This is a genomic window from Hyalangium sp., assembly GCF_045802625.1.
Classification (GTDB): Bacteria; Myxococcota; Myxococcia; order Myxococcales; family Myxococcaceae; genus Hyalangium.
In genome coordinates, this window is sequence record NZ_JBJMQP010000113.1 from 32,533 (window position 1) to 45,248 (window position 12,716).

General features: G+C 68.1%; 9 protein-coding genes. 4 read left to right on the forward strand and 5 right to left on the reverse strand.

Annotation, left to right across the window (positions count from 1 at the left end; all coding sequences use genetic code 11):
• Positions 1–11: 11 nt before the first annotated feature.
• The 3 genes from ACJ8AT_RS20830 to ACJ8AT_RS20840 are packed head-to-tail and all read right to left on the reverse strand — an operon-like array spanning position 12 to position 4,032.
• Positions 12–1,070, reverse strand: a complete 1,059-nt coding sequence (locus ACJ8AT_RS20830; RefSeq protein ID WP_407739531.1) for a hypothetical protein — start codon at positions 1,068–1,070, stop codon at positions 12–14.
• A complete protein-coding gene (locus ACJ8AT_RS20835) occupies positions 1,067–2,113 on the reverse strand; it encodes a hypothetical protein (RefSeq protein ID WP_407739532.1) in 1,047 nt (348 codons plus the stop codon). The genes ACJ8AT_RS20830 and ACJ8AT_RS20835 overlap by 4 nt, the downstream gene beginning before the upstream one ends.
• Positions 2,110–4,032, reverse strand: coding sequence for a prolyl oligopeptidase family serine peptidase (locus tag ACJ8AT_RS20840; protein ID WP_407739533.1), 1,923 nt, complete (start codon positions 4,030–4,032; stop codon positions 2,110–2,112). Before ACJ8AT_RS20840 ends, ACJ8AT_RS20835 begins: the two co-directional genes overlap by 4 nt.
• 395 nt (positions 4,033–4,427) lie before the next feature.
• Between ACJ8AT_RS20840 and ACJ8AT_RS20845 the strand changes: the two genes are divergently transcribed.
• The 4 genes from ACJ8AT_RS20845 to ACJ8AT_RS20860 all read left to right on the forward strand — a co-directional run bounded on the left by ACJ8AT_RS20845 (position 4,428) and on the right by ACJ8AT_RS20860 (position 8,345).
• Entirely contained in the window at positions 4,428–5,903 is a 1,476-nt protein-coding gene (locus tag ACJ8AT_RS20845; protein WP_407739534.1) for a peptide MFS transporter, read from the forward strand.
• Positions 5,904–6,042: 139 nt separating this feature from the next.
• Positions 6,043–7,386, forward strand: a complete 1,344-nt coding sequence (locus ACJ8AT_RS20850; protein WP_407739535.1) for an AHH domain-containing protein — start codon at positions 6,043–6,045, stop codon at positions 7,384–7,386.
• Between the two features lie 21 nt (positions 7,387–7,407).
• Positions 7,408–7,971 carry an imm11 family protein gene (locus ACJ8AT_RS20855; protein WP_407739584.1) on the forward strand — a complete coding sequence of 188 codons (564 nt, stop codon included), beginning with the start codon at positions 7,408–7,410 and terminating at the stop codon, positions 7,969–7,971.
• On the forward strand, positions 7,968–8,345 hold the full coding sequence (locus tag ACJ8AT_RS20860) for a hypothetical protein (protein WP_407739536.1): 378 nt from the start codon (positions 7,968–7,970) through the stop codon (positions 8,343–8,345). The genes ACJ8AT_RS20855 and ACJ8AT_RS20860 overlap by 4 nt, the downstream gene beginning before the upstream one ends.
• A gap of 70 nt (positions 8,346–8,415) precedes the next feature.
• Here the strand turns inward: ACJ8AT_RS20860 and rho are convergent, their stop codons facing one another.
• Both rho and sppA read right to left on the reverse strand, forming a co-directional pair.
• Positions 8,416–9,978, reverse strand: coding sequence for a transcription termination factor Rho (gene rho / locus ACJ8AT_RS20865; RefSeq protein WP_407739537.1), 1,563 nt, complete (start codon positions 9,976–9,978; stop codon positions 8,416–8,418).
• Between the two features lie 249 nt (positions 9,979–10,227).
• On the reverse strand, positions 10,228–12,708 hold the full coding sequence (sppA, locus tag ACJ8AT_RS20870; RefSeq protein ID WP_407739538.1) for a signal peptide peptidase SppA: 2,481 nt from the start codon (positions 12,706–12,708) through the stop codon (positions 10,228–10,230).
• Positions 12,709–12,716 lie beyond the last annotated feature (8 nt).

Below are 12,716 nucleotides of genomic sequence, written 5' to 3' on the forward strand. Positions count from 1 at the left end.
CGGGGCTCCTGTCAGGAGCCGTCGCGCAGGTCCTCGGCCATGCGGAGCACGATGGCCTCCAGCATCAGGTCGCGCGGGAAGTGCGCTCCCGCCGGGTTGCCCGCCAGCACGGGCCACCGGTCCTGCAAGGGCAGGGCGACCGCCCAGTGGTCGGCGCGCACGTAGCCGAGCAGCTCGCTCCCCGGCAGCAGTTGGTCATAGAAGAGCAACTGGCCATCGTTGAGCGGATCGACGTAGTTCAGCGGGGCCTTCATGAGGCCCATCGCGCGAGCGCTCTCCTCGTCAGGGGCGATGGAGGCAATCGAGAAGTAGCGGATGTTCTCCGGCAGCCGGTGCCGCGCCAGCCACCGCATCCTCGGCTCGCGCTGCAGATCCACGGCGACGCCGCGATCGCCCGGGGGACAGCCTTTGATGGGCCAGTCCTTCATGGCCTGGTAGACGAAGGTGTAGCGGTTGGCGGCCGGCGAGCCATTCACGCTGCCCGCGATGCTGACCACGGCGTGCACTCGGGGGGCGAGGCTCGGGTACTGGCTCAGGAACTCGAGGATGTCCACGATGCCCTTCGAGTAGCCCATGAGCACGAGCCGCCCGTCGGGAGGGACCGGCGTGTGCGCGACCGCCACGGCGATGCGCCAGGCGTTGAAGGCGCTGCTCGAGCGTCCACTGATGGGCACCGTGTCCACCGAGTAGCCCAGCGCGTGGAGCCGGGGCAGGGCCTCCGGGAAGAGCTCCGCGTCCTTGAAGCACTCCGCGAAGCCCCCTGGGACGAGGAGGATGCGCAGGCGCGGGTCATGCTGGGGCAGCGGAGCATCGCCTGTCACTCCAGGCTCGTTGGCGAAGTGGGCGAGCAGCTTCTCGCAGTCCGCTTCGGGAGAGCGCTCACGGGCAAGCCCGCAGAAGATCGTCCGGAAGCGAGCCCGCCCATCATGCACGGAGGGCTGTCCCACCACGGCGAGCTGCAGCGGGGGGACGTCGGAGGCGCGGTACTCGAGGAGCGGGGAGGCGCAGCTCGCGAGCCCCAGCATGAGGCCGGCGAGAGCGGCCACGAAGGAGAGCGACAGGAGGCTCATCTCGTGGCCTCGCTGGCGAGCACCTCGGAGATGCGCAGGAGCGCCGCTTCGATCAACACGTCCCGGGGGACCGGGGAACCCTGAGCTGTCCCCAACGGCTCGGTGGCAATGGACCAGTGGTCAGCGTTCGCATAGCCGAGCAGCTCCGAGCCCGGGATCACCTGATCGAAGAACGGGAGCAGGCCATCGTTGCGCGGATCGATCCGCGACAGCGCGGCGGCGCGGGGCCGCAGCGGCGGGGTGATCTCCGAGAGGGGCGCGAAGGCCACGAGCGAGAAGTACCGGGGCCGCTCGGGCAGCGGATGGGCCATGAGCCAGCGCAGGCGGTGGGCGGGGCTCAGGTCCGACAGGGCCTCGCGCTCGCCCAGGGTGCACCGCGTGTTGTCCCCGCGAGAGAAGAGCAGGCCGGCCCCCGTGGAGTCGCTCGCGAGCGGAGAGCCGTTGATGGCGCCGGCCACGCTCAGCACGGCCTCCACTCGCGAGGCCACGGTGGGCTTCGTCACGAGGAGCTCCAGGATGTCCACGGCGCCCCGGGCATGGCCGATGAGCACGAGATGCTCCGAGCCCATCGTCTCGATCTCCTGGGCGAGACGTTCGGCATTGGCACGGCTGGTCGAGGCGGCATTCACCTGGGAGACCCGAGCGTCATAGCCCAGGTTCCGCAAGCGCTTCACGGTGGACTCGAAGGGAGGAGCAAGCCCGTACGCACACTCGCCGAGCAGCCCGGGCACGAAGAGCACCGCCAGCTTCGAATCATGAGCGGGCAGGGGCCGCACAAGACGCGCTGTGTCAGCCTCATCGCTCAAGCGGTGGAGCCCCGAGTCACAGGGCCGTGTACGGTCTCCCGGCTCTCGGGCGATCAACGCGCAGAAGAGCTCGCGGAAGCGCGGGCGCCCATCTCGCACCGGCGGTGCCCCGGGGACGATCAGCGTCTGGGCGGGGACATCGAGGCTGTACTTGAGAATCGGCGTCGACATGCAGCCCAGAGACAGCCCGAGTGGCAGCACGGCGACGAGCGCGGCGATGCGCCGGGCCCCGCTCACGGCTGTGAGGACTGCGTCGGGCCCGCGTGCTGCTCCAGGAACCGCGCCGCCCGTGCGAGGAACTCGATCTGGTTCTCCTTGCGCGAGAGTGAGTGCCCCTCGTTCTCCGCGACCATGTACTCGACTGGGACCTTGCGCTCCCGCAGCGCGTGGACGATCTGATCCGACTCGCTGCGAGGCACTCGCGGATCATTGGCTCCCGCGTAGACGAAGAGCGGATCGACGATCTTGTTCACGTCCTTGATGGGAGAGATCGACTCGAGGAAGGCCGCGTCCTTGCCGGGGTCCCCCATCTCGACCAGGAAGATCTCCCGGATGTAGCCGCTGGTGGTGGCCATGAAGGTCTTCATGTTCACCACGCCGAACAGCTCCACGCCCGCGCGCCACAGATCGGGCATGCGCGTGAGCCCCACCAGCACGGTGTAGCCGCCATAGCTGCCGCCATAGATGATGACGCGGCTGGGATCCGCCCAGGGCTGCGAGGCGGCCCAGCGGCCCGTGGTCTCGATGTCCTTGAAGGCCTCGGGGCGCTTGGGCCCGTTGTCCGCCTCCTCATACGCGCGGCCAAACCCCTCCGAGCCGCGGACGTTCGGCTCCACCCACGCGTAGCCCTGCGAGATGAAGAAGGCGGCATTGGCGGACCACCGGATCTTGTAATTGTTCGCGGGCCCACCGTGGTAGCAGACGATGACCGGCAGCTTCCCCGTGCGGTTCTTCGGCAGGTAGACGTTGATGGGCAGGGTCAGCCCATCGTGCGCGCGGATCTCGACGATGCTCGCCTCGATGGCGGGAACATCCTTCAGTGAAGGACGCGGTTCGCCGCGCAACGGAGCCTCCTTGCCTGTCTTGGCGTCGATCACCCACGCGTCCGTGGGCGAGGAGGGCGTCGACCAGATGGCGGTGAGCTGTCGGCCATCCTCGGAGAAGTCCTGCACCTCTCCCTGGCCGAGCGGCATGGTGACCGGGGCTCGTGGCTTCAGCGTGCGCGCATCGAGCAGCCGGAGCTCGTTGTGGTTCCCTGCGTCGAGCGCGAACGCGATCGCATCGCCCGTCTTGGCCACCACCATGGAGCTGACGAGGGACACCGCGGGCTTCTGCTCCACATACCGCGCCAGCTCCTTGCCGCTCTGCGCGTCGAGCGCGAGCAGCCATGTCTGTTCACCCCCTCCATCCGTCGCCACGTACACGGTCTTTCCGTCCGCCGAGAACCGGGCCGCGAAGATGCTGACCTTTCCAGCGGACAGGGGGTACAGCGGGCGGCTCTCTCCGGTCGCCAGATCCAGATGCTGGAGGGAGTTGTCCGTGTTCGACAGCTGTCGCTGGAACAGGGCCTGCTTGCCGTCACGGCTCACGTCGGTGAGGTAGCCCGGCTTGTCGTCTCGGTGGATCACCCGGGCCGCTCCTCCGCTCGCGGGCACGGCGTACACCGTCGAGGCCTTCTCATTCATGGGGCGGCCGCTGAAGTAGACGGTGTCCGGTGCGAGATCGGGCAGGAACGCGCCGTCACGGTTCAGCTTCTCTCCCGGAGTGAGCTCCACGGGCGCCGAGCCGTCGAGCCCCACCTTCCAGATCGACCAGTTCTCGTCCGCGCCCTTGTCGGAGAGGAAGAGGAGCGACTGACCGTCGGGCGTGGTCGTGGAGAGGGTCATGCGCTCGGGCCACTCCACCAGGCGCTTCGCCGGCGAATCGAGGCGTGCCGCGTCCGCGACGTAGATCTGCGGGAGCCCGTCGCGGTTCGAGGTGAAGAGCACACGCTTGCCGTCTCGCGAGAGCATCGCCTCGGAGTTGGTGAACGCATCCACGAGCGGCGCCGCCTTCCGCCGGAGCTCGGCGTCACGCGCCGCGTCAGCGCCGCTGGGCACATCCGGCTGCTCCGGGCTGCCCCCGGCCGAGGCCGTCGGCGCCGGAGCTCTGGCCACGGAGGAGACGGGAGCGGAAGGAGCCGTCTCTGTCGGAGTCCGTGGCGTGCTCGCACAAGCGGTGAGCAGGGCGACAGCGAGCGCCGCTGGGTAAGGCAAGGTACGCATAGAGCAGGGGACGCTACCGCGCCGTGCCCGAGTTCTCCACGAGTTCACCACCGGTGCGCGACGCGGGGCGGCTCGGCACCCTGGGAGGCGCTCGGAGGAGCGCCCTACGTGGGAGGAGGGGCCGAGTCGTCCTGGCTTGCCGGGGTGGGCAAGGCAGTGTTGAGTTGCGCCCCCGACGCCGTAGGGCCCAAGGAGACTTCATGTCATCTGCTGCACCTGCTGAATGGAAGGGACCCGCCTCGAAGCGCCAGTTTCTGGGGCACCCCGTAGGTCTCTTCGTCCTCTTCATGACCGAGATGTGGGAGCGCTTCTCGTACTACGGCATGCGCGGGCTGCTGAAGCTCTACATGGTGAACTACCTGTTCATCACCGTGCGCCAGACGCTCCAGGGCAAGGGGTACGACGGCGCGGGCAACCCGGATGCGGTCATCGGCTGGAGCTTCATCAAGTCGCTCCTCCCCTCGATCAGCCCGGCGGCGCTTCAGCAGTGCGTGGCAGAGAAGTTGCCGGGCCTGCAAGCCGCGAACGCGAGCCTGGCCGCCGACGTCCTTCAGAGCATTGCCACCCAGAAGTGCAACATCGAGCCCAACGCTTCGCTGCTCTATGGCGTTTATACGAGCCTTGTCTATCTGACCCCCGTAATCGGAGGCTTCATGGCGGACCGTTACCTGGGGCAGAAGCGGGCGGTCTATGTCGGCGCCATCGTCATGGCGCTCGGCCAGTTCGCGCTCTTTGGGGCCGACAACCTGTTCTTCGTCGGGCTGCTGCTGCTCATCGTGGGAAACGGCTTCTTCAAGCCGAACATCGCCACTCAGGTCGGCAGCCTCTACCCCCCGGGGGACAATCGCCGGGATGGTGCCTTCACCATCTTCTATATGGGCGTCAACCTCGGCGCGTTCATCTGCAACTTCATCTGCGGCACGCTGGCGGCCGTGTTCGGGTGGCGGTACGGCTTCCTGTCCGCGGGTATCGGCATGTGCATTGGTCTTCTGGTGCAGATCCTGGGCCAGAAGACCCTTGCGCCGGATACGCGGCAGGAGCGCCAGGCGGCCGCGGCCGCGGCCCCGCCCGAGAAGCAGCCGCTGACCGCCGGCGAGTGGAAGCGCGTGTTGGCGCTCGTGGCGCTGTGCCTGCTCAACGTGGTCTTCTGGGCCGTCTACGAGCAGCAGGGCAACACGATGCAGACGTGGGCGGACGAGAAATCGATCTGGCCGTCCTGGGCGCACTCGACGTGGTTCCAGTCCGTGAACCCGTTCTTCATCTTCCTGTTCGCGCCCTTCCTCGACATCTTCTGGCGCTGGCAGAACAAGAAAGGCTCCGAGCCGTCCTCCGTGGCGAAGATGGCCATTGGCTGCGTGATCCTCGGCGGCTCCTTCATCGTGATGGTGATCGGTGCTCGCATCATTGGCGACGGGAAGGGCAGCCTGTTCTGGCCCATCTTCTGCACCATGCTGCTGACCGTGGGTGAGCTCTACCTGTCGCCCGTGGGCCTGTCGCTGGTGACCAAGGTGGCGCCCGTGCGCATCGTCTCGCTGATGGTGGGCATCTGGTACCTGTCGAGCATGGGAGGCAACTTCCTCTCGGGCTACATCGGCCGGTACTACACGGTGTGGTCGAAGGATGCCTTCTTCCTGCTGCTCATGGTGATGGGCATCGCCGCGGGCATCGCGATCGCGCTCTTCAACAAGCCGCTGAAGAAGGCCATGCAGCCGGAGGCTCCGGCGGACGCCGCGCCTGCCGTGAGCAGCAGCAACGCGGCGTAACGAGCGCCTCCTGCTTCATCCTGACCAGGCCTCGCCCTGAGCTCTGTCTGAGGAGCCGGGGCGAGGCTTTTCAATGTGAGGCATTGCCGTTCTGCTGCTGGAGTACCCAGCCATTGCTCACCTTGAAGAGAGTTACCCCATGCTGTGGCGCATCCTGTGGCGGCTCAACCCCTTGCTCCTGGCGGTGATGATCGGCTGCGCGGGAGTCCCTCGTGTCCGCGTGGAGACGGAGCGGGACAGGGCCTTCCTCCACATTCCCCGCACCGTTGAGGTGCAACCCGTCGAGTTGGAGCAAGAGGAGTTCCAACAGGCCCTGAGGCAGTTGGCGCGCCGGGCACGGCTGACGGGCACCCCGCGCCAGACGGCCGAGCGGACGTTTCAGATAGACCCGCTGAGCGGCAACTACCTGTACCTGCTGAAGGACAAGAAGCTGGTGCCCGCGGGGCCGGGTGACTGGGACGGCACGTTGACGAAGGAGGATGTAGAAACGGCCGAGCGCTACCGGGTGTGGTGCCAGCGAGTGCACGGCGTCTACGGAGACTGCCTCGGCGGAGCGCTGGTGGCGGGGCGCTACCTGGACATGCAGGGCCGCTACATGTGGGCCATGGCCCTGAGCAAGAGCCCGGTGCTGGAGGAGATGAAGAAGGCGCTGGGAGACATGGTGAACGTCCAGGCGCTGATCAACTCGGCCCTGTGGACGTTGGGCTCCATGCTCTTGATCCTGGCACTCAATCCGGTCGCTCCGGCGTTGGTGGCGGCGCTGGGCGTAGGGGTCATTCTCTACGTGGGTTACGCCACTCTGCATGACCTGGTGGCCGGCTGGTTTGAGTTGATGGAGGCGGTGAGGGTGGCCACCACCTTCGAGCAGATCCGCGAGGCGGGCGAGCGCTTCGGGAGGATTCTCGGGCAAGAAGCCGCCAAGGCTGTGGCCATGCTGCTGCTCGCCGCTATCGGGCAAACGGCGCAGGGATTCGCGGCGACGGTGGAGACGCTGCCGGGCTCGGCGCAGGTGGCCGTGCAGGCCGAGGAGCAGGTGGGACTCTCTCTGCCGGACCTGGGGTCGGTGGAGGAGATCGCGCTGGCAGATGAGGCCGTCACCGTTACGGTAGCCGCCAACGCGGTGGCCATGACGGCACGGGGCACGGGGGGCGGCAAGGAGCCCTGCGTCGAGACGCACCACATCGCCACCGTGTGCAACGACAAGGACGCCTCGCGTGGTGGCCCGTGGACGCCGAGGTTCCGGAAGATCTTCGCCAAAGCGGGGATGTCGCTGGAGGACCCGGCCAACAAGATGCCGCTGGAAGGGCACTATGGTCCGCACCCCGAGCGGTATCACCAGATCGTCCTCGACGCACTGGAAGAGGCAACGGGCACCTGCCGAAGCGTCGTGGAGTGCCGGGAGGCGCTGATCAGTCAACTCCGAAAACTGGCCAAGCAGATCGCAACCCCGGGAACCCAACTGAACCAACTCGTCACCAAGTAGCCTCCGCGCTCAATGGAGCCCATGCCCGAACGGTTTTTCAGACTCGCCGACGATGTGAATGTCCCACACCGCTGGCACCTCGATACACCGAAGGACCGTCACGGTCACGAGGTGGACTACCGGCAGTTCAAGTTGGGTGCTCCTGTCCAAATCCAGGAACGTTTGAGAATCCCTGTAGAGATCCCTGGCCAGCCGCTGGACTTCACGGAAGCGAACGTGGGCGTCCCGTTAGTCCATGTCCGGGTCGCCTCCCTGTTCGCGGAGTTGGCCCCGGACGACGTGCAACTGCTGCCCGTGGACGTAGAGGGTCAACCGGATCAGTACCTCATCCTCGTGGCCTCACGCCTCATCCGCTGTATCGATGAACAGGCGTCCCGGTTCGATCGTTGGGCGCCCGAGGACGGAATGCCTCACAAGGTTGGGAAGTTTTCCATCATGTACGAACTGCGCATCGACAAGTCCACGGTGGGAAGCGCTCAAGTGTTTCGGTGCGAGGGGTGGACCGGCCCGCTGATCGTCTCCGAGGCCATCAAGGTCGGCTTGGAGAAGATGGGCGCCACCGGCACGAGGTTCGAGGAGGTTTGACGTCATGCCGGCACGAGCCGGGCGACACCCTCATCGAGGTGCCGGCGGACAATGGCGCCGTCACGCCCAAGCGCTTCGCCGAGTGCACCGTGGATGAGATGCGCAAGGCGCTGCAGCGCAAGCGGAAGCCGGCCTCCAGCAAGCCCCTGCCGGCCGAGGATCTGGCGCTCGTGGATGAGGTCCGCGACTCGGTGGCGAGCCGCTTCGCCAAGGCAGACCCCGTGCGAGTGCAGGTGCGCAACCACAAGGGCAAGACGGTGGTGGACTTCAAGGGCCTCCCCCTGGCGGAGCTGGCGAAGCTGGCCGAGGCGTTGATGGCCCCGACTCCCACCACGCCCGAGGCGAGCGTGCAGAGGGGCTCGCTCCAGGCCTGATGCCTATCGAATGAAGGAAGCGGCGGCCCTCTCCCTTGCGAGGGGGGAGGGCCGTTGCCTTCCTGGAGGCCTACAGCTCGTCGAGGAACTCGTCGTTGTACGTGTAGCGGCTGAGGCGTTTGACGAGCGCCTCCATCGCCTCGACGGGCTTCACCGCGAAGAGCATCTGACGAAGCTTCTTCACCTTCTCGTACTCCTTCAGGGTGAAGAGCTTCTCCTCCTTGCGCGTGCCGGACTGGGCGATGTTGATGGCCGGGAAGATGCGCTTCTCGGCCAGCAGCCGGTCCAGCGTCACCTCGGAGTTACCGGTGCCCTTGAACTCCTCGAAGATCACTTCGTCCATGCGGCTGCCCGTATCAATCAGCGCCGTGCCGATGATGGTCAGCGTGCCGGCCTCCTCGGTGGCTCGCGCGGCGCCGAAGATGCGCTTGGGGCGCTCCAGCGCGCGGCTGTCCACGCCGCCCGTGAGCGTCCGGCCCGAGCTGTCCACCTCCTTGTTGTAGGCACGCGCCAAACGGGTGATTGAGTCCAGCAGGATCATCACGTCCTTGCCGGCCTCCACCAGCCGCCGGGCCCGCTCCAGCGCCAGCTCCGCCACCTTGAGGTGATCGCCCGTGGGCCGGTCCGAGCTCGAGGCCAGCACCTCGGCCTTGATGCTCCGGCGCATGTCCGTGACTTCCTCGGGGCGCTCGTCGATGAGCAGCACCATCACGTGCATCTCGGGGTGGTTGCTGATCACCGCCTGGGCGATCCGCTGGAGCATGATCGTCTTACCCGTCTTCGGCGGGGCGACGATCAGCGCTCGCTGCCCCTTGCCGATGGGCGAGATCAGATCCAGCACCCGCGTCACCATCTCCTTGTGGCCGTTCTCCAGCTTGATGCGCTCGAGCGGGTCCACCGAGGTGAGATCCGCGAAGTGCGGCAGCTTCGGCGCGCCTTCCAGCGGCCGGCCGTCCACCAGGTCCACCTTCTGGATGAGCCCCTTGGTGCCGCGCATTTGCGCGAACGCGTTCACGTACTGGCCCTGACGCAGCCGCAGCTTCTGCACCAGGTTCTTCGGCAGCTCCGGGTCATCCGGCGAGGGAAGCAGGTTCTTCTTCACCTGGCGCAGGAAGGCGTTGGGCCCCTTGGCCTCGGTGTCCAGCACGCCCTCCACGGCCACCAGGTTCTGCTGCGGCGCGGCCTGTCCCTGCTGGCCGCCGTGGTGCTGCCGCTGTCCGCCCTGCGGCGGCCCCTGGGGCTGCTGCTGTTGCTGCTGCTGCTGCTGTTGCTGCTGGGCCAGGCGCTGCTGGTGCTGCTGGAGCTCCTGCGGCGTGAGGAACACCTGCTGCATCTGCCCGTCCGGCCCCGGCTGCATCCGGTAGGCCTGGCCTTCCGGGGTGAAGTGCACCTGGGCGCCACGGCGGCGGCGGCGGCGGCGGCGGCGGCGGCCTCCGCCCGGGCCGGGTTGTCCACCGGGGCCGGGCTGTCCACCAGGGCCGGGCGCGGCGGACTCTCCGCCCTCGTCGGGGCCCTCATCGCCCTCATCATCCCCACCGTCATCGTCCATGCCGGACGGCTCGGGCCGAGCGGCCTCGGCGGGGGGCGGGAGGGGCTGACGCGGATCGTTGTTATCGGGGGTGTTCTCGCTCATGGATTTCCGAAGGCTCGGCACGCACGGAGCCCGGATCGGCCCGGGCCTGCACGACTCGACATGTGGGACAGGAAGCCTGACGCGGGGTTTTCGAGGCGGCCTGCGCTCCATGCGCGGGTCCTCGAAGACCGAAACCGCCGGTCCCTGGAGCCCCCCGGCGGCCCGAGAGCCGACCAGAGAGCAATACTCACATTAGCAGAGACCCACGGGGGGCTTGGAGAATTTCGCACCCCGTGTCCTTCAGCCGACTCACTCCACCTTCAGGGTGAAGGGCAGGGCCGCCTTGAGCCCCGGCTCCAGCGCCTCCGAGGTGAGCCCTGTCTCCTTCACGAGCGCCCGCACCCCCGGGAGGAGGGCAGGCGGGGCCGGCGGGAGCAGCCGGCTCATCACGCTCGGCTCCCCGCCCATGGAGGAGAGCAACCCCCTCGGCTCGCCGTAGACCTCCAGGTCCACCTCCTCGCCGGGCTCCACCTTGGCCCGGGTCCGAGCCGCCTCCACGGCCTCCACGAAGCCCCCCAGCTTGTCCACCAGCCCGCGCGCCAGGGCGTCCTTGCCGGACCACACCCGCCCGCGGGCGATGGCGTCCACCTTCGCCTTCTCCATCTTCCGCGCCGCGCCCACGTAGCTGATGAAGTCGTCGTAGGTGGAGTTCACCCAGGACTGCACCGCGTTCTGCTCCTCGGGCGTCCACGGGCGCCACGGGTCCAGCAGGTCCGCCAGCGGAGCGCGCGGGAGGTTCTCCTGGTTGACCCCCAGCTTGTCCCGCAGCAGGCCCTGCAGCGCGGGCTTGAGGTAGAAGACGCCAATGCTGCCGGTGATGGTGGTCGGGTTGGCGTAGATCTCATCCGCGGCCACGGACACGTAGTAGCCACCGGAGGCCGCCACGTCTCCCATGGACGCGATGACGGGCTTGTGCTTCTTGGCCTCCAGCACCGCCCGGTACATCAGATCCGAGGCGAGCACGTCCCCTCCGCCCGAGTCCACGCGCAGCACGATGGCCACCACGGACGGATCCTCCTGCGCCCGCTGCAGCGCGAGCACCACCGTCTCCGCGCCGGCGATGTGCGCGGCGCCGAGCGGATCCTCGCGGCTCTTGCCTCCGGCGATGGTGCCCAGCACCGGGACGATGGCGATGCGGCGGCGGCGGCCCCAGCGTGTCTCCCGCTCGCCGCGCGGCGAGTAGTCCGGCGAGTAGCGCGCCTCGGGGGCCAGCTTGCGGACCTGCTTCTCCAGGTCCTCCTGGCTCTGGAGGATGCCGTCCACGAGCCCCAGCTCCAGGGCCTTCCGAGCCGGAATCAGCCCCACGGCCCACGCCTCGCGCAGGCGCCCCGGGGGCAGCTTGCGCCCGCGAGTCACCGCCTCCTCGTACCAGGCCACCTCGGTGTCCAGGTAGGCGTTCACGGTCTCCCGCTCCGCGGCGCTCATCTCCTTGCGAGTGAGCTGCTCGGGCGCCGTCTTGTACTCGCCCACCCGGGCCACGTCCCAGGTGACGCCCAGCTTCTCCATCGTCCCGCCGATGCTGATGACGCTCGCCGACAGGCCGTTGATGACCAGCGAGGACGACGGCAGCACGTAGATCTGATCCGCGCCCGAGGCCACCAGGTAGTCCTTGTCATCGCACGAGAGCATCACCGCCATCACCTTCTTGCCCACGCCGCGCAGGCGCAGCACGGCCTGGCGCAGCTCCTCGGCGCGGCCCCAGCTCACGCCATCCAGCCCCTCCATCTTCAGCACCACGCCGCGCAGCTGGGGATCCTTCGTGGCCAGCTCCAGGAAGCGCATCAGCTCCAGGTACGGGTCCGGCCCGCTGGCGCCGAACAGGGCGAACGCGGGGTTGATCCCATGGGCGAGCCGATCGTTGAGATCCAACATCGTCACCACGCCCGAGGACAGCCCCAGGGCGCGGTAGGTGTCGCTCGACAGCCGCACCGCGAGCACGTGATCCGCCCCGTCGTGCGTGCCACCCCCCGCGTAGGTGAAGCCGAAGTGCGCGGTGTCCACCGTGGCGGCGAGCTGGAACGCCACCGCCTGCCCCGGGCTCAGGCCGTGCGAGAGCCCCGCGCTCAGCCGCAGCCCCGGCCACACCTCCGCCTTCAGCGCGTAGTTGAGGCTGCCCTTGTCCAGGCCGCCCGAGCGGAGCTGGTAGTCCACTCCCAGGGTGTACCGCTCGTCGAAGGGCCGCAGGCCGATGCCCACGTCGAAGCTGCGGGTGAGCTGGTACTCGCCTTGCTCCGGCTGGTTGATGTCCCGCGCCACCACGCTGTAGGAGAACTCGCGCCAGGGCCGCGCCGACAGGCCGATGTCCCAGCTCGACAGCTTCTCGATGGACGCATCCGACGAGCCGAACGCGTGGTACGTGGCTCCCAGCGCCAGCGTGTCCGTGCCCAGCGAGAAGCCGAGCGAGGTGCGGCGGTAGTCCGGCACGTCGTGGTTGTTGATCCACTCCAGGCCGAAGCCGAGCCCCACCGCCCCCAGCAGGCTGGTGCCGGCGAACAGGCCGGTGCCCACCTGGTCCTCGAGGCGGTTGCGCTCGTGGAGGAAGAACAGCTCCGGAGCGTCCACGAAGCGCAGGCTGCCCGGGCTGAGGGACAGGGCCGTGACCTCATCCACGATCGCGGTGGACTCCGGGGGCAGCGTCACCCCGCGTGAGCCCACCAGCGGCCGGACGATGGCGTTGGTCTGGGCGAGGGCGAGACAGGGAAGCAGCAGGAGCAGAGCCGGAAGGCGCATACGCCGCC